The sequence below is a fragment of the Pseudomonas sp. MWU16-30322 genome (genome assembly GCF_020515535.1).
Classification (GTDB): domain Bacteria; phylum Pseudomonadota; class Gammaproteobacteria; order Pseudomonadales; family Pseudomonadaceae; genus Aquipseudomonas; species Aquipseudomonas fluorescens_H.
Window position 1 is genome coordinate 321446 of the sequence record NZ_JAIWYL010000003.1, and the last position, 18354, is coordinate 339799.

The 18354-nt window shown below is 61.3% G+C and carries 9 protein-coding genes; 4 read left to right on the top strand and 5 right to left on the bottom strand.

The annotated features are described in order from the left end of the window. Nucleotides 1-22: 22 nt before the first annotated feature. From mscK to LCH64_RS07350, 3 genes are all read right to left on the bottom strand, one after another. Entirely contained in the window at nt 23-3376 is a 3354-nt protein-coding gene (mscK, locus tag LCH64_RS07340; protein ID WP_103485565.1) for a mechanosensitive channel MscK, read from the bottom strand. Between the two features lie 34 nt (nt 3377-3410). Beyond that, entirely contained in the window at nt 3411-5153 is a 1743-nt protein-coding gene (locus tag LCH64_RS07345) for a potassium/proton antiporter (protein ID WP_003220963.1), read from the bottom strand. Nucleotides 5154-5471: 318 nt separating this feature from the next. After that, the gene (locus LCH64_RS07350) at nt 5472-7097 is read right to left on the bottom strand and encodes a methyl-accepting chemotaxis protein (RefSeq protein WP_103521135.1); all 1626 of its coding nucleotides are present in this window, start codon (nt 7095-7097) and stop codon (nt 5472-5474) included. Nucleotides 7098-7375: 278 nt separating this feature from the next. On the opposite strand from LCH64_RS07350, the gene LCH64_RS07355 reads away from it, so the two are divergent. From LCH64_RS07355 to LCH64_RS07365, 3 genes are all read left to right on the top strand, one after another. After that, nucleotides 7376-7606 (top strand): hypothetical protein, encoded by a 231-nt coding sequence (locus LCH64_RS07355; protein WP_003220969.1) that lies wholly within the window; start codon nt 7376-7378, stop codon nt 7604-7606. Next, a complete protein-coding gene (locus tag LCH64_RS07360) occupies nt 7603-7905 on the top strand; it encodes a cell division protein ZapA (protein ID WP_003220971.1) in 303 nt (100 codons plus the stop codon). The genes LCH64_RS07355 and LCH64_RS07360 overlap by 4 nt, the downstream gene beginning before the upstream one ends. A gap of 99 nt (nt 7906-8004) precedes the next feature. Next, entirely contained in the window at nt 8005-9942 is a 1938-nt protein-coding gene (locus LCH64_RS07365) for a methyl-accepting chemotaxis protein (RefSeq protein WP_226499866.1), read from the top strand. 120 nt (nt 9943-10062) lie between these two features. On the opposite strand, the gene LCH64_RS07370 is transcribed toward LCH64_RS07365, so the two are convergent. Beyond that, entirely contained in the window at nt 10063-11865 is a 1803-nt protein-coding gene (locus LCH64_RS07370; RefSeq protein WP_226499867.1) for an acyl-CoA dehydrogenase, read from the bottom strand. Nucleotides 11866-12125: 260 nt separating this feature from the next. Further along, nucleotides 12126-16079, bottom strand: coding sequence for a trifunctional transcriptional regulator/proline dehydrogenase/L-glutamate gamma-semialdehyde dehydrogenase (gene putA / locus LCH64_RS07375; RefSeq protein ID WP_201135977.1), 3954 nt, complete (start codon nt 16077-16079; stop codon nt 12126-12128). A 457-nt stretch (nt 16080-16536) separates the two neighbouring features. Here putA and putP point away from each other — a divergent pair, with 457 nt between their 5' ends. After that, on the top strand, nt 16537-18021 hold the full coding sequence (gene putP / locus LCH64_RS07380) for a sodium/proline symporter PutP (RefSeq protein WP_003220979.1): 1485 nt from the start codon (nt 16537-16539) through the stop codon (nt 18019-18021). Nucleotides 18022-18354: the final 333 nt, after the last annotated feature.

The window sequence follows — 18354 nt, forward strand, 5'->3', positions numbered from 1 at the left end:
CATTCTGCTGGGATCAGGCCGGTTAGTCGAGTTTGGCCGGCGGCGGCTCTTGCAGCGGCTTTTGCTCGCCGCTGATCGGCACGATGGTTTTGCTGTCGTCCTCGACCGGCACCAACTTGTATTCCTGGCCGTGAAGGTTTTTCAGGTACACCTCCATCTGGCGGAACGAGATGTTGATGTGCTGCTTCTTGAACTCGCGGTTGATGAAGCGGTTCACTTCGTCGATCACCGGGTTGCGGTCACCGAGGTCGCGCACGTGCATGCGCAATTCGTGGTCGAGGGTGCTTTCGCCGAAGTTGAGGAAGTACACATGCGGCTCGGGTTCCTTGAGGACGCGCGGGTTTTCCCGGGCGGCCTTGAGCAGCAGTTCCTTGACCAGATCCAGGTCGGAGCCATAATCCACGCCGAGTTTCAGAGTGACGCGGGTGATGGTGTCGGTCAGCGACCAGTTGATCAGTTGCCCGGTGATGAACGTCTTGTTCGGGACAATGATGTCCTTGCGGTCGAAGTCGGTGATGGTCGTGGCGCGGATGCGGATCTTGCTCACCGTGCCGGACAGGTTGCCGATGGTAATGGTGTCGCCGATCCGCACCGGGCGTTCGAACAGGATCATGATGCCGGAGATGAAGTTCGCGAAGATCTCCTGCATACCGAAACCGAGGCCGACCGACAGCGCCGCCACCAGCCACTGCAACTTGTCCCAACTGACGCCGAGGGTCGATAGCGTGGAGACAAAACCGACGCCGGCGATCACGTAAGACAGCAGCGTCGTGGTCGCATAGGCGCTGCCCTGCGCCAGATTGAGTTTCGACAGCACTAATACTTCGAGCAGACCCGGCAAGTTGCGCGCCAAGGCGAAGGTGATGCCGATGATGATCAGCGCACCGAGCATGTCGCCGATGCTGATCGGCACCATGCTCATATTGGCCCCGGTGCCGCTGGTGTATTCGTAGAGGGTGATGTTGTCGAGGTACGAGAACACCGAGATCAAGTCGGCCCAGACCCAGTACAGCGCGGCGATGAAGCCGCCGAGCAGCGCCAGACGGATCAGACGCAGCGACTGTTCGTTGACCTTTTCGATGTCCAGGGTCGGCTCTTCGATCACCGCTTCGCCGTCGCCGGCCTCTTTCGCGGCCTGGCGTTTGGCCAGAGCGCGCTGGTAAGCCAGACGGCGTGCGGCAACCGCCAGACCACGGACGAAGGTGGCTTCGATCACCAGCCAGAACATCAGCAGGTACAGGGTGTTGATCAGCCGGTCGCTGAGTTTCAGCGCGGTGTAGTAGTAGCCGAAGCACACCGCGACGAACAGGGCGATCGGCAGCAGGGTGAACATGATGCCCACGGCCTTGCGGAACAGCGAAGCGTTTTCATGGGCCGGACTGCTGATCAACAGGCGGCTGAGCAGCCATGCCATCAGCGCATAGCAGGTCAGCACCACCGGCATGCCCAGTACGTCGTCTGCCAGCGCCGCCGGTTGCAGCTCGGCGACGGCCACGACGGCCACCAGTGCCATGACCACCAGGCCCAGGCGACGTACCCAGCCTTGCAGGAATTCGACCTGCGGTTTTTCCCAGCGAAAGTGCAACTCGGCCACGCCGCCCGGCGCGAGAATCCGGTAGGCGGTGTAGAACACCAGCCACGCCTGGCCCATTTGCAGCAGCGCCGCGCCCATGTTGGCGTTTTGCCCGCGGGCGTCGATTTGCAGGGCCAGACCGCACAGGCCCAGACCCAAGGCTACCGGCATCGCCAGCAGAATGTTGATCAGGATCGCCTGAGGCGTGTGCCACTGGCTGTCGCGCTTGAAGTGACCGATGTCCTGGTGAACCTTGTTCAGCCGCGCATACAGATGTTTGCGCCGCCACAGCAGCGCGCCGATCAGAAGGGCCAGCGGCAGGAACAGCAGTGGACGCTGGGTCAGGCCGTCGGTCAGTTCGCTCAGGCTTGAGGCCCACGGCAGGGTGTCTACCTGACGTTGCAGACGCTCCGGCACGCCGCGCAGCCATTCGGCGTCCAGCGGCTTGTTGCTGGGAATCCAGAACATCTGCTCATCAAGTGTCGCGCGCAGGCTTTGCGCGGTGCTCAGCAGTTGTTTCTGATTGAGCTGCAGGGTGATCGATTCGTTGAGCACCGCGCTCAGTTCGCGGTTCAGGCGCTCCAGCAGATCGGCGCGGGTATTGGCCAGATCCAGCAGGCTCCTGCGCAGCTGCGGGGTGACTTGCTCCGGCGGCTGGGTGGAGAGCAGATTGTCGACGTAGGTCGCCGGGTTGCTCAGCAGTTCGCGCTGCTGGCTGACTTCGAACTGATACAGGCGAATGTCGGCGATCTGGTCCGCCAGGTCGCGGTCGACCTTGAGTCGTGGCAACGCCTGTTTCTGCTTGTAGAGAATCTTCGACAGCAACAGGCTGCCTTTGAGCACGTTGATCTGCTCGTCGAGGGCCGAGTCGCTCTGGGTCAGGCTGTCGAGTTGCTGTTTGGTCTGCAGGTTTTGCTGGGTGACTTCGTTGAGGCGGTCAGTGCTTTTGAGCAAGTAGTCCGAAAGCTTGAGGTTGGCCGCGCTTTCGCTGGCGAGCAGGCTGCTGCCGCCGGCCTTCTGCGCCTCGATCGATTGCTGGGTAACGGTTTCCTGCGACTGCGCCAGACGTTTCTGGTTGATCAGGGTCTGCAGTTCCTGGATCTCGCGGTCGAGACGGTCGGATTTCTCCGAGAGCAGATCGTGCTGGCTGTTGCCCAGATCCTGCAACTGGCTGTTGCCCGCCAGTTCCTGACGGCGCAGCGGGATCAGCGCGTTCAGCGCGGCCAGTTCGGCGTTCAACTGGTCGCGTTGTTCGGCGCTGACGGTCTTGCCGCTGTCCTTGCCGGACTTGAGGATGGTGTTGATCTGCTGGATGCGCGTCTGGCTGGCGGAGATTTCCGCCTGGGCGCGCTCGGGACGGGTCTGGGCGGTGATGATCAGGCTGTTGGCATCGGCCAGCGCTTTTTGCAGATCGCTTTGCTGGGTCGAGCGATCCGTGAGGATCTGCTCCAGCTGCGGGATCGACTCCCTGGGGAAGCGCTGCGCCATCGGCACCACCGCCGTGGCCTTGAGGCGTGCCAGTTCGCGGGTGTTCTCGATGGTCTGTCGAGGGGCGGAGGCCAGTTGTTGCTTGAGGTCGATCAGCTTCTGGTCGTAGTCACGCCGGTTGTTGAGCTGATTGAGGGTATTTTGCAGAACCGTCTGCAGGGTCTTTTTATCGGCATCCGGCAGTTTGCTGTCGGCCAGTTTGTCCAGGCTGGCCTGCACGGCTTCGCTGGACGGTGGTTCGGCGGCATACAGCGGGCCGACGGAAAGACTCAGGCCCAGCAGGGCCGCGAAAAAGAAAGAGCGCAGGGTAGGCATAGAGACCGGTCAAGCAAGTGATAGTGGACGCAGTTTAGAGGAAGAGACCGGGGCCCGGGCGACTTCCTTCGGGGAATCTGACGCCCACTTTGCCGATCTTGTTCCCGTCCATGACCGCGACCGTCCAGTGGGTGTTGTTCCACTCCACCTGGTCGCCAACGATCGGTGCACCACCGACCTTCTGGGCAATGAATGCACCCAGCGTCATGTCCGGATCGATGCCCTCGGCCGGCAACCCGTAAAGCGCTGCAACCGCTTTAAGCTGGGCGTCTCCTTCGAGTACGAAGTCACCGAAGAAGCGCAGATCCAGACCACGTTGCGGCGCCTGGCTGAACAGTTTGCCAAGGGCCGGAAGGTTGTGTTCATGGCCGATCACACACAGCAAATCATCGACTTCCAGCACCGTACTACCCGACGGATGGAGCAGTTGCTGGCCACGAAACAGGGCCGCGATGCGCGTACCTTCGGGCATTTTCAGCTCACGCAGGGGCGAACCGATGCACCATTTCTCGGCGCCGAGCTTGTAAACGAACAGCTCCCACTCGCTGGTGATGTGCACTTCCAGCGCTGAACGGGAGATCGGCGCAGGCTCCGGCGGTACCGTCACCTTGAGCAGTTTGGCCACCCACGGCAGGCTCGTGCCCTGCACCAGCAGCGACACCAGCACGATGAAGAACGCGAGGTTGAAGTACAGCTGCGCATTCGGCAGCCCGGCCATCAACGGGAACACCGCGAGAATGATCGGTACTGCGCCACGCAAGCCGACCCAGGAAATAAACGCTTTCTCGCGACCGTGGAACGCCTTGAACGGCAGCAGGCCGACCAGCACCGACAGCGGGCGGGCGAACAGAATCATCCACAGCGCCAGCCCCAGCGCGGGCAGGGCGATGGGCAGCAAGTCATGCGGGGTGACCAGCAGCCCCAGCACGAGGAACATGCCGATCTGCGCCAGCCATGCCATGCCGTCGAGCATGTGCAGGATGCCGTGACGGCTGCGCACCGGGCGGTTGCCGATCACCAGACCGCACAGGTACACAGCAAGGAAGCCGCTGCCGTGCAGGGCGTTGGTCAGGGCGAACACCACCAGACCACCGGCGATCACCAGAATCGGGTACAGGCCGGTGGCGAGGTTGATCCGGTTGACCAGTTGCAGCATCAGCCAGCCACCACCCAGACCGATCACGCCACCGATGCCGAACTCGCGCACCAGATGCCCGAGCAGGCTCCAGTGCAGGCCGGTCTGGCCGCTGGCGAGCATGTCGATCAGGGTCACGGTGAGGAACACCGCCATCGGGTCGTTGCTGCCGGATTCGATTTCCAGGCTGGCGGTCACCCGTTCGTTGAGGCCCTTGCCGCCGAGCAGCGAGAACACCGCGGCGGCGTCCGTAGAGCCAACGATGGCGCCGATCAGCAGGCCCTGAATCAGGTTCAGGTCGAACAGCCACGCGGCGGCCATGCCGGTCAGCCCGGTAGTGATCAACACCCCGACCGTCGCCAGCGATAGCGCCGGCCACAAGGCCACACGGAAACTCGAAACCCGGGTGCGCAAGCCACCGTCGAGGAGGATCACCGCGAGCGCGAGGTTGCCGACCAGATAAGCCGTCGGGTAATTATCGAAAATGATCCCGCCGCCATCGACCCCGGCGGTCATGCCGACCGCGAGGATGATCACCAGAATGGGGATGCCGAGACGGGAGGAAAGTGAGCTGACAAGAATGCTCGCACCTACCAGCAACGCGCCGATCAAGAACAGGCTGTTGATGGTCGTCGCATTCAAAGGCAGTACTCCAGAAGCGTAAAGACGGGCACAAACTGACCATGCAGTCTGCGTGCCAGCGATTCTAACCTGTTGAAATGTGATGCTGTCAAAAAGCTTTTTACAGCGTGATCACACAGGAGGTGCGGTATGTGATGACTGTGGCGAGGGAGCTTGCTCCCGCTGGGGCGCGCAGCGCCCCTAAAAATCAGACGCTACGGTTTTTTCAGAGCAGACGCAGTGGCTGGATTGCGCCTGCTGCGCAGCCGTGCGGGACGGTGCGACGACTCGACAAGCTCCCTCGCCACAGAGGTTTCATTTACTTCAAGGTAAATGTCGTTACAGGCTGAACCGCCCAACCATATTGTTCAGATCCAGCGCCAGGCGCGACAGCTCGTTGCTCGCCGCACTGGTCTGATTCGCGCCGGTGGCCGATTGCACCGAGAGGTCGCGGATGTTCACCAGGTTGCGATCGACTTCGCGGGCCACTTGCGCCTGCTCTTCGGCGGCGCTGGCGATCACCAGGTTGCGCTCGTTGATCTCGACGATCGCGGTGTTGATGGTGTCCAGCGACATCCCGGCACCACGGGCAATGTTCAGCGTCGATTCGGCACGCTCGGTGCTGTTGCGCATCGAGTCCACGGCGTGTTCGGTACCGCTCTGGATGCTGCCGATCATGCGTTCGATTTCGCTGGTCGACTGCTGGGTGCGATGCGCCAGGGCACGAACCTCGTCCGCCACCACGGCAAAACCACGCCCGGCTTCACCGGCACGCGCCGCTTCAATCGCCGCGTTCAGGGCCAGCAGGTTGGTCTGATCCGCCAGGCCACGAATCACGTCCAGCACCTTGCCGATGTCGCGGGATTCATTCGCCAGATCGCCGATCAGGGTCGCGGTGCTCTGCACATCGGCGCTCATGCGTTCGATGGCGCTGACGGTTTCCTGTACCAGGTCACGGCCGTCGCCCGCCGAAGTGGTGGCGTTCTTCGAGGCTTCCGAAGTGCTCACCGCATTGCGGGCGACTTCTTCCACGGCGCTGGTCATTTCGTTGACAGCGGTGGCGGCCTGTTCGATTTCGTTGTTCTGCTGGGTCAGGCCACGGGCGCTTTCGTCGGTGACGCTGTTCAGTTCTTCCGCCGCAGACGCCAGTTGGGTCGCCGAGCCGGAGATGCGCTGCAAGGTGTCGCGCAACTTCGATTGCATCTTGGCCATGGCGGCCAACAGACGTCCGGCTTCGTCGGTGCCGTCGACGTGGATCGGCTGGGTCAGGTTGCCTTCGGCGATGGTTTCCGCCGCGTCCAGCGCTTTGGAGATCGGCTTGGTGATGCTGATGGTCAGCAGCCAGGCGAACAGGAAAGTCAGACCGGTGGCGATGACCAGCAGGGTGACCACCAGATTGAACGCCGAGGAATACTGGTCGACCGCCTCTTGATTGGTCTGGCTGATCTGCTCGCCGTTGATCTGCATCAGGCGGTTGAGCACGGTGTTCATCGCTTCGGAGTTGTTCAGCAACTCGGTGTTGAGCAGGTTGCGCAGGTCGTCCACCTGATTGTTGCGCGACAGGCTCTTCATCCGGTCTTCGATCTGGCGGTACTGGCCCAGCAACTGCACATATTGATCGTAGGCCGCGCGTTCCTGCGGGCCGCTGATCAACGGTTCATAGGCCGATTGGGCGGCGCGGATCTGCTGGTTGCGGGTGTCCAGCAGTTCCATGGTCTTCTGCTGCACGTCCGGCTCACGGTTGACCAGCAAGCGATACGAGAGCACCCGCAGGCGCAAGGTCAACTGCGTGAACTCGTCGAGGTTCTTGATGCTCGGCACACTGCTGTTGGTGATGTCCTCGGCGGCGCCGCGGATTTTGCTCATCTGGTTCAGGGCGAACACGCCGAGAATCAGCATCAGGCCGCCGATCAGGGCGAAACCGGTGAACGCCCGGGGGGCGATATTCATGTTGCGAAGGGACATGGCGCGGATACCAAAAAGGGCCGCATCCATGCGGGCTGAGACTGCTGTATGGATGACTTATCGGTCATACGACTAAAGTCTTGAGGCACTGTGCGTATTTGTCGCATATGGGGCTGAGCGACGAAGTGCAGGAACCAGATCGGCAGATCACAGTCTTTTAAACTCGTGAGAACGGTCGGCCACCAGGAAAATCAAGGCCTTGCGCCGGTATAACCCTGGCATCCGCAGTGACTTTTCTTTATCGTACGCGCCCTTTGAAAAACGCTTGGAAGATCAAAATGTTGGAAGCATCCCTCAGCCAATTGGAACAGCTCGTCAGCGACCTGGTGCAACAGAACCAGACCCTCACGCAAACCAACCAGACCCTGTCCACGGAACTGGCCCAGGCCAAGGATGAAAACGAAAGCCTGCAACTGAGCCTGATGGAACAGGAAGAGAAGCACGGCGCCACCGCAGCGCGCATCCAGGCCTTGGTTGATCGCGTCAACGCAGGTCCTGTCAGCGCATGAACCACGGCACCGCAGGGGTAAAAGTCATCTCCATTCTCGGGGAGGACTATTCGATCAAGGCACCGGCCGGGGAAGAACAGACCCTGCTGGATGCCGCACTGATGCTCAAGGCTGCACTGGCCGACACCAAACGCAAATACCCGACGCTGATCGGTGACCGCTTGCTGGTGCTGGCAGCGATGAACCTGTGCTCGCAGCAGATCGAAATGAAGAAGCAGCATCAGGAAGAACTCGACCGTTACCAAGAGCAAGTCAGCGCCACGGTCGAAACCATCGCCAAGACCATCAATCAGGGCTGATGGGGTTGCGCACAACCAAAGAATAGATTGTCGATCAGGTTGTATACAATCGGCACGGCTGTTGCATTGTTTCGGCCACTTATTCTTTGGGGGTGCTCCATGCAGTTGTGGCGACGCAGTATTCAATGGCAACTGATTCTCAGCATGGGCACCGCCCTGCTGGTCAGCATCCTGATCGTGGTTGGCATTTATACCCTAGTGGTCAACCGCCTCGCCCAGAGCTATCTGGTCGAACAAGCGCTGCCGTCGAGCATCGAAGCGACGCGCAACGACATCGAACGCATCCTCGTTCAACCCCTGACCGCCGCCAAAGACATCGCCAGCAATAGCATGGTGCGCGACTGGCTGGCCTCGGGAGAAGACAGCAGCAAAACGGCGGCCTTCGCGCAGTATCTGGAAGGCATCCGCGCCGAACATAAAGCCTTCACCGCGTTGATCATCGGCACCGACTCCAACCACTACATCACCGAAAAAGGCCTGGATCGCACCCTCAGCCGGGCCAAACCGGCCGATGCCTGGTTCTATGCCTTCCTCGACAGCAACCAGCCGCGCACCCTGAACATCGACAACGATGGCGCCACCGGAGAATTGGCGCTGTTCATCGACTTGAAGGTCGAGCAGGCCGGCAAAGTGGTCGGCGTCGCGGGGCTGGGCCTGAGCATGAAAGAGCTGTCGGAGCTGATCCACAACTTCAGCTTTGGCGAGCGCGGCAAAGTCTATCTCGTGCGTTCCGACGGTTTGATCCAGGTCCATCCCGAGGCGCAGTTCAGTGGCAAGCGCACCCTCACGGAGCAGATCGGTGCGTCGGCGGCGCAAGCGGTCATGGGTCAAAAAGTTGCCGCTAACAGTTCCTTCCAGCGCGATGGCGAAGACTTCCTCGCCTTCAGCCTGCCGCTGCGCGATCTGGGCTGGACGCTGGTGGCCGAAGTGCCGCAGGCGCAGATTTACGCCGAAGCCCGCAAAGCGATGTGGATGAGCGGCGGCATCGGTCTGGCGGTGGCACTGGTGTGCCTGGCGCTGGTGGTGTGGCTGGCCCAAGGTCTGGTGCGACCGATTCGTCAGGTAACAGCCGCGCTGGTAGCAATCGGTAGCGGCGGTGGAGATTTGACCCATCGGTTAGATTCCAGTCGCGCCGATGAACTGGGTGATCTCGCGCGCGGCTTCAACCGCTTTCTCGACAGCCAGCGCGGGATGATCGGCGAAGTGCTGACCACCAGCGAGCGCCTGCGCACCGCGGTCGGCCAAGTGGCGAAAGTGGTGGAGAACACCGCCGAACGCTCAGGGCGCCAGCAGGAAATGACCGACATGGTCGCCACGGCGGTGCATGAGATGGGCCTGACCGTGCAGGAAATCGCGCAGAACGCCGGCAACGCCGCGCTGGCGTCACAAACTGCTCGCGATGAAGCAATGCAGGCGCGGGAAGTGGTCGGTGGCTCGATCCGTCATATCGAAAGCATGTCCGATGAGATTGGCCTGGCGGCGGGCGCGGTCGGTGAGCTGGCGCAGCAGGTGGCGTCGATCGATTCGGTGCTTGCGGTGATTCGCGGGGTGTCCGAGCAGACCAACTTGCTGGCGCTCAACGCGGCGATTGAAGCGGCGCGGGCTGGAGACATGGGCCGCGGATTTGCCGTGGTGGCGGATGAAGTGCGCACCTTGGCGCGCAGGACGCAGGCGTCCACCGACGAGATCCAGCAGATGATCGGCAGCCTCAAGCAAGGCGCAGAAAACGCGGTGTCATCGATGCGCACCGGGCAGGCGGCGACCGGCACCGGGGTTGAGTCGAGCCAGCGTACCGGGGCGTCGTTGACCGCGATTACCGGGCAGGTCGAGCGCATCAGCGACATGAACCATCAAGTGGCGACGGCCACGGAAGAGCAGTCGGCAGTGACCGAGGAGATCAACCGCAATGTGCAGGGGATTTCCGATCTGGCCCGGGCCACGGCGGGGGAGGTTCGCGCCTGTCGCGAGGATTGTCAGATGCTGCAGAAGCTGGCGGATGATCTGGCGCGGCAGATGGGCGGGTTCAAGTTGAGCTGAGAGATGTATTGCCTGAACTGACGCCATCGCGAGCAGGCTCGCTCCTACAATTTGGAATGCGTACTCCTGTAGGAGTGAGCCTGCTCGCGATTGGATTTCAGCTGCGACCCATAATCCGGATCAAAACCACGCATCCCGCATCGCCAGACACGTATCATCCCGCACCTCCAGCAACGCCAGCTCATGCTGACAACCCGGCACTTCCCATGTCAGGAAGTACCGCGCCGCCTGCAACTTGCCCTTATAGAAGTCGGCATCCGCCGCATTGCCCTTGGCCAAGCCTTCCTCCGCGCGAATCGCCTGTTCCAGCCAGCGCCAGCCAATCACCGTGTGCCCGAATACTTTCAGGTACAGCGCCGAATTCGCCAGGCTGCTGTTGACCTTGCCTTGCGCCAGATCGGTCAGCAGGCCGATGGTGACTGTTTGCAGGCGAGCCACCAATTGCTCCAGTGGCTCACGCAGTGCGGTCAACGATTCGTAAGCGGTCGCGCGCTCGGCAGTGTTGGCGATCAGGCGGATCAGTTGCTTGAGCCCAGCGCCGCCGTTCTGCGCCAGTTTGCGCCCGAGCAAGTCCAGCGACTGAATGCCGTGGGTGCCTTCGTGGATCGGGTTCAGACGGTTATCGCGGTAGTACTGCTCAACCGGGTATTCGCGGGTGTAGCCATGGCCGCCGAGAATCTGGATCGCCAGTTCGTTGGCCTTCAGGCAGAACTCCGACGGCCAGGACTTGACGATCGGCGTCAGCAAATCCAGCAGCTCATGCGCCTGTTTGCGCTCGGCTTCGTTCTCCAGCGTGGTGGTGTCATCGAACAGCCGTGCCGCGTACAGACCGAGGTCAAAGGCCCCTTCGACGTAGGATTTTTGCGTCAGCAGCATGCGTCTGACGTCCGCGTGCTGAATGATCGCTACCGGTGCGGTGCTCGGATCCTTGCTGTCCGGCACTCGGCCTTGCGGGCGTTCCCGTGCGTATTCCAGCGAGTACAGGTAACCGGCGTAACCGAGCATCACCGCGCCCATGCCGACGCCAATCCGCGCCTCGTTCATCATCTGGAACATGTAGCTCAAGCCATGGTGCGGCTTGCCCACCAGATAGCCGACGCACTCGCCGTTATCGCCGAAGTTCAGCGCGGTGGAAGTGGTGCCACGCCAGCCCATCTTGTGGAACAGCCCGGCCAGCAGCACATCGTTGCGCTGGCCGAGGCTGCCGTCATCGTTGACCAGAAACTTCGGCACGATGAACAGCGAAATCCCCTTTACCCCCGGCGGCGCGTCCGGCAGCTTGGCCAGGACCATGTGCACGATGTTTTCCGACAGCGGGTGATCGCCGCCGGAAATGAAGATCTTGTTGCCCTTGAGCCGATAAGTGCCGTCGGATGCCGGCTCGGCGCGTGTACGAATATCCGACAGCGACGAGCCGGCATGCGGTTCGGTCAGGGCCATGGTGCCGAAGAAGCGGCCGTCGATCATCGGTTGCAGGAAACGCTGTTTCTGCTCGTCGCTGCCAAAACTTTCGATCAGGTTGGCCGCGCCCATGGTCAGGAACGGGTAGGAAGTGGTCGCCGCGTTCGCTGATTGAAAGTGGGCAAAGCAGGCTTGCGACAGCAGCGTCGGCAGTTGCATGCCGCCGGCTTCGAAGCTTCGCGCGGCATTGAGGAAACCCGCCTCGAGGAACGCGTCCACCGCCGGTTTGACTTCGGGAATCAGAATCGCCTGGCCGTTCTCGTAGCGCGGCTCGTTCTCGTCGCCCTTGCGGTTGTGCGGCGCGAAGTATTTCTCGGCGATGCTGCGCGCGGTGCCGATGGCCGCGTCGAAGGTCTCGCGGTTGTGTTCGGCGAAGCGCTCACGCCGGGTCAGGCCCTCGGCATCGAGGACTTCGTACAGCTCGAAAGCCAGATTACGGGAACTGAGCAGCGTCTCGGACATGGCGGCCTACCTGAAAATGGGGGTTGGGCCGAGTCTAGGCTTGCTGATAAAGGCTGAATACGATGATTGATGGCGGTGATGTCAGGGCCGAGCACCGACTTAACAAACACCCCAAAACAACTGTGGGAGCGGGCTTGCTCGCGAATGCGGTGGATCAGTCACTGGAGATGTCGACTGACACAACGCCTTCGCGAGCAAGCCCGCTCCCACATTGGGATTTGATTGTCAGGCAACCATCGCGGTTGCCTGACTTCTCGGGTTTAACCGATAGTCATCAAGCTCGCATTACCCCCCGCCGCCGCGGTGTTGACGCTCAACGCTCGCTCGATCACCAGACGCTCCAGCGCGATGTTGGTCTCGCCCTGGGACAAGCCCTGAACGCCAACGATCGCACCAGCACGTTTGGCAATCTGCTGGCAGACACCACGCAACTGGTCGGAATGACCGTGATGCAGTACGGCATCAAACACCACTTCATCCTTGTGCCAGTCGGCAACCCGTTTGATCCGCGCCTGAACTTCCTTCGGCAGGCGTGCGAACAGGGCCTTGCTGATGTCGGATTCCGGCCATACCGCCGAACCGCCGACAGCCAATACCGCCGCCAGTTGGGTCAGCAGATCGCCTTCGACGTCCGCCAGGCACAGCACGTGTTCACGCGGCAGGATCGCGTAGCTGTTCTTCTCGCCGGTCGGGCCGGCCAGCACGCGGGTGATGCCGCTTTGCGATTGAGCGGCGTACTGCACGCACAGTGTGCTCAGTTCGGCGTACTGGTTGCTCTCGGCCCAGGCCTTGAAGGCGTTCAGCGGTTTGCTCATGGCATCACGCAGACGCACGTCCGGGGCGACGGCTGCATCACCGCGAGCGAAGGATTGTTCGATCGCGTCAGTAGGACGGGTCGACAGCAAGCGGTACAGGTACAGCGGACCACCGGCTTTCGGGCCAGTCCCCGACAGGCCTTCGCCGCCGAATGGCTGCACGCCGACCACGGCACCGACGATGTTGCGGTTGACGTAGACGTTACCGGCGTTGACGTTGTCGATCACCTTGGCGATGGTCTCGTCGATGCGGGTGTGCACGCCGAGGGTCAGGCCATAACCGGAGGCATTGATCTGGCCGATCAACTGGTCGATGTCCTTGCGCTTGTAGCGCACCACGTGCAGCACCGGGCCGAAGATCTCGCGTTGCAGCTCGTCGAAGCTTTCCAGTTCGATCAGGGTCGGCATGACGAAGGTGCCGCGTTTGACTTCTTCGCTGTCGGCGATAGCCACCTGGTACACGCTGCGACCTTTATCGCGCATGGCCTGGATGTGCTTGTCGATACCGGCCTTGGCTTCGGCGTCGATCACCGGGCCAATGTCCACGGACAGACGCTCAGGGTTGCCGAGACGGCTTTCCGCCATCGCGCCTTTGAGCATTTCGATGACGCGGTCTGCGGAATCTTCCTGCAAGCACAGTACGCGCAGTGCCGAGCAACGCTGACCGGCGCTGTCGAAGGCCGAGGACACCACGTCGATCACCACTTGTTCGGTCAGTGCCGAGGAGTCGACGATCATCGCGTTCTGCCCGCCGGTTTCGGCGATCAATGGAATCGGACGGCCCTGGCTGTCGAGGCGACCCGCGATATTGCGTTGCAGCAGGCGCGCAACTTCGGTGGAGCCGGTGAACATCACGCCTTTGACGCGCTCATCACCAACCAGACCGGCACCGACGGTTTCACCGCGACCCGGCAGCAGTTGCAGCACGCCTTCGGGAATCCCGGCTTCCAGCAGCAGGCGCACGGCTTGCGCGGCGACCAGCGGAGTCTGCTCAGCCGGTTTGGCCAGGACCGGGTTACCGGCGGCCAGTGCGGCAGCGACCTGACCACTGAAGATGGCCAGCGGGAAGTTCCACGGGCTGATGCACACCACCGGGCCCAGTGGGCGGTGGGCGTCATTGCTGAAATCGTTGCGCGCCTGCACTGCGTAGTAACGCAGGAAGTCGACCGCTTCGCGGACTTCGGCGATGGCGTTGGCGAAGGTCTTGCCGGCTTCACGGGCCAGCAGGCCCATCAGTGGCTGGATCTCGCCTTCCATCAAGTCAGCGGCACGTTCCAGAATCGCCGCGCGCTCGGCCGGCGGGGTGGCCTGCCAGATCGGTGCGGCGTTAAGGGCGCACTGGATCGCGTTGTTGACATCTTCGACGGTGGCTTCCTGCACGTGACCGACCACATCGCGGTGATCCGCCGGGTTCAGCACCGGTGCCGGCGCTTCGTTGCTGGAAGCGCAACCGAGCATCGGCGCGGCTTTCCAATCGTTGTGCGCGGTGGCGAGCAGGGCGCAGGACAGCGAGGCCAGACGATGTTCGTTGGCCATGTCGATGCCGCTGGAGTTGGCGCGCTCGGAGCCATACAGGTCACGCGGCAGCGGAATGCGTGGGTGCGGCAGGCCGAAACCACCTTCCACGGTCGCCATCTGCTCGATCTGGGCCACCGGGTCGGCCACCAGTTCCTGAATCGAAATCGACTGGTCGGCGATGCGGTTGACGAACGAAGTGTTGGCGCCGTTTTCCAGCAGACGTCGTACCAGGTACGCCAGCAGGGTTTCGTGAGTACCGACCGGTGCATACACGCGGCACGGACGGTTCAGCTTGCCTTCGGACACTTTGCCGACAACTTGCTCGTAAAGCGGTTCGCCCATGCCGTGCAGGCACTGGAATTCGTACTGGCCCGGGTAATAGTTCTGACCGGCAATGTGATAAATCGCCGACAGGGTGTGGGCGTTGTGCGTGGCGAACTGCGGGTAGATGACTTCCGGTACCGCCAGCAGTTTGCGGGCGCAGGCAATGTAGGAAACGTCGGTGTACACCTTGCGGGTGTAGACCGGATAGCCTTCCAGGCCTTCGACCTGGGCGCGCTTGATTTCGCTGTCCCAGTACGCGCCTTTCACCAGACGGATCATCAGGCGATGACGGCTGCGGCGGGCCAGATCGATCACGTAGTCGATCACGTACGGGCAACGCTTTTGATAAGCCTGAATCACGAAACCGATGCCGTTCCAGCCGGTCAGTTGCGGCTCGAAGCACAGGCGCTCGAGCAGATCCAGCGACAGCTCCAGGCGGTCGGCTTCTTCGGCGTCGATGTTCAGACCGATGTCGTATTGCTTGGCCAGCAGGGTCAGCGACAGCAGGCGCGGGTACAGCTCATCCATCACGCGCTCGTACTGCGCACGGCTGTAACGCGGGTGCAGGGCCGAGAGCTTGATGGAAATGCCCGGGCCTTCATAAATCCCACGACCGTGGGAGGCTTTGCCGATCGAGTGGATGGCTTGTTCGTACGACGCCAGGTACTTCTGCGCGTCGTGTTCGGTCAGCGCCGCTTCACCGAGCATGTCGTAGGAATAACGGAAGCCCTTGGCTTCGAACTTGCTCGCGTTGGCCAGTGCTTCGGCGATGGTTTCGCCGGTGACGAACTGCTCGCCCATCAGGCGCATGGCCATGTCGACGCCCTTGCGGATCATCGGTTCGCCGCTCTTGCCGATGATCCGGCTCAGCGACGAAGTCAGGCCGGCTTCATTGTGGGTCGATACCAGTTTGCCGGTCAGCAGCAGACCCCAGGTCGCGGCGTTGACGAACAACGACGGGCTGTTGCCCAGGTGCGGCTGCCAGTTGCCGGTGCTGATCTTGTCGCGGATCAGTGCATCGCGAGTGCCCTTGTCCGGGATGCGCAGCAGCGCTTCGGCCAGGCACATCAGGGCCACGCCTTCCTGGGACGACAAGGAAAATTCCTGCAGCAGGCCCTGAACAATGCCTGCACGACCGCCGGCACTTTTCTGGTTACGCAGTTTTTCCGCAATGGATGCGGCGAGTTTGTTGGTGGCTTCGGCCATTGGTGCCGGCAGGCGCGCCTGCTCGATCAGCATCGGCACCACTTCCGGCTCCGGGCGACGGTAAGCGGCGGTGATCGAAGCGCGCAGTACCGATTGCGGCAGGATGCTTTCAGCGAATTCGAGGAAGCACTGGTGGGCGTGATCGTTCTGGACTTCACCGGCGTCGTCGGCGTCCTTGGTGGTCAAACCGTTCAGCTCGGTCAGGGTTGCACCACCCTCGAGTTTTTCCAGGTAATTGAAAATTGCCTGCTTGATCAACCAGTGCGGGGTGCGATCAATCGAGGTCGCGGCAGCCTTCAGGCGCTCGCGGGTCGGGTCATCGAGTTTGACCCCAAGGGTGGTGGTAGCCATATTTTTATCCTCATGGTTGCCACAGTTGCGTGGCATCAGCTGGCGGCAAGATTAGCCGTGCGCTGAGTGAGGTGCAACCGGGTGCAACCCTTTTTTTGTCGGAAAAATAAACGCTTCGTCAGGAATTATTTTCTGGTACTGAAGTGCCGCTCTGGCTTGGTGCTTTTGCTTCTAGCGAAGCGCCTGGACTGCGCTAAAAGGGAGCAAAAACCGCGTATTTATCGGTATATCCGACTAGGTGCAACTTAATTGCCAGAAACTGGTTGCACCTTTTTTGCTTTGTTGCATAGCATTCGCGCCCAAGGTGCAACCGGGAATACCCGGTGCATCGGCTGGTGGCTTTCCTGGGGAAACATCAGTCCTAAATGCGCGGGATCCCGTTTCGTCTGCCAAACGTCGTCGTTTGTGGACGATCAATCACCGCAGCAACATAAAAACAAAGCCAGGGCGTAACTTAATGAGCGTAAGCAATCCAACACTGATCACCTTCGTGATCTACATCGCAGCAATGGTGCTGATCGGCTTCATGGCCTATCGCTCCACCAACAACCTCTCTGACTACATTCTTGGCGGCCGCAGCCTGGGCAGCGTCGTGACGGCTCTGTCCGCCGGTGCTTCCGACATGAGCGGCTGGTTGCTGATGGGCCTGCCGGGTGCCATCTACATGTCCGGTCTGTCGGAAAGCTGGATCGCCATCGGCCTGATCGTCGGCGCCTACCTGAACTGGCTGTTTGTCGCCGGCCGTCTGCGCGTGCAGACCGAGCACAACGGCGATGCCCTGACCCTGCCGGACTACTTCTCCAGCCGTTTTGAAGACAAAAGCGGTCTGCTGCGCATCATCTCGGCGATCGTGATTCTGGTGTTCTTCACCATTTACTGCGCATCCGGCATCGTGGCCGGCGCCCGTCTGTTCGAAAGCACCTTCGGCATGTCCTACGAGACGGCGCTGTGGGCCGGTGCGGCGGCGACGATTGCCTACACCTTCGTCGGCGGTTTCCTCGCGGTGAGCTGGACCGATACCGTACAAGCCACGTTGATGATTTTCGCGCTGCTGCTGACGCCGATCATCGTGCTGCTGGCCACCGGCGGCGTCGATACCACGTTCCTGGCCATTGAAGCCCAGGATCCAAGCAACTTCGACATGCTCAAGGGCACCACCTTCATCGGCATCATCTCGCTGATGGGCTGGGGTCTGGGTTACTTCGGTCAGCCGCACATCCTTGCGCGTTTCATGGCCGCTGACTCGGTGAAGTCGATTGCCAACGCCCGTCGCATCTCCATGACCTGGATGATCCTGTGCCTGGGCGGCACCGTCGCCGTGGGCTTCTTCGGCATCGCCTACTTCTCGGCGCACCCGGAAGTGGCCGGTCCCGTGACCGAGAACCACGAGCGGGTGTTCATCGAACTGGCGAAAATCCTCTTCAACCCGTGGGTTGCCGGTGTCTTGCTGTCGGCGATTCTCGCGGCTGTGATGAGCACCTTGAGCTGCCAGTTGCTGGTGTGCTCGAGCGCCCTCACCGAAGACTTCTACAAAACCTTCCTGCGCAAATCCGCCTCCCAGGTTGAACTGGTCTGGGTCGGCCGCGCGATGGTGTTGTTGGTGGCGCTGATTGCTATCGCCATGGCCGCCAACCCGGAAAACCGCGTACTGGGCCTGGTGTCCTACGCCTGGGCCGGTTTCGGTGCCGCGTTCGGTCCAGTGGTGCTGATCTCGGTGATCTGGAAAGACATGACCCGCAACGGCGCGCTGGCCGGCATTCTGGTCGGCGCCATCACCGTGGTGGTGTGGAAGCATTTCGAGGTGATGGGGCTGTACGAAATCATCCCGGGCTTCATCTTCGCCAGTCTGGCGATCTACATCGTCAGCAAGCTCGGCGCGCCGACCGCTGGCATGGTGCAGCGCTTCCAGGCAGCGGAAAAGGATTTCCACCTGAACAAGTGATGCACTGAGCTGCGGCTCACAGGAAAACGGCCCGCGTCCTACAAGGAGGCGGGCCGTTTTTTTATGCCTGCAATATCCCTGACTCAGCATAGATCCCCTGTGGGAGCGGGCTTGCTCGCGAATGCGGTGGGTCAAATGAAATCAATGTCGACTGACACGGCCCTTTCGCGAGCAAGCCCGCTCCCACAGTTGTTCGGTGGTGATTTTGAGAGGGTTGTCTGTAGTCGGATACACCTATTTGCGAAGGCTTTTTCGCCAGAAAAAGTAGGGAAAATCTGATTTTCCCGTCACCCAACCAACACCCCTTGCCCCTCATGCAGAATCGCCCGCCCT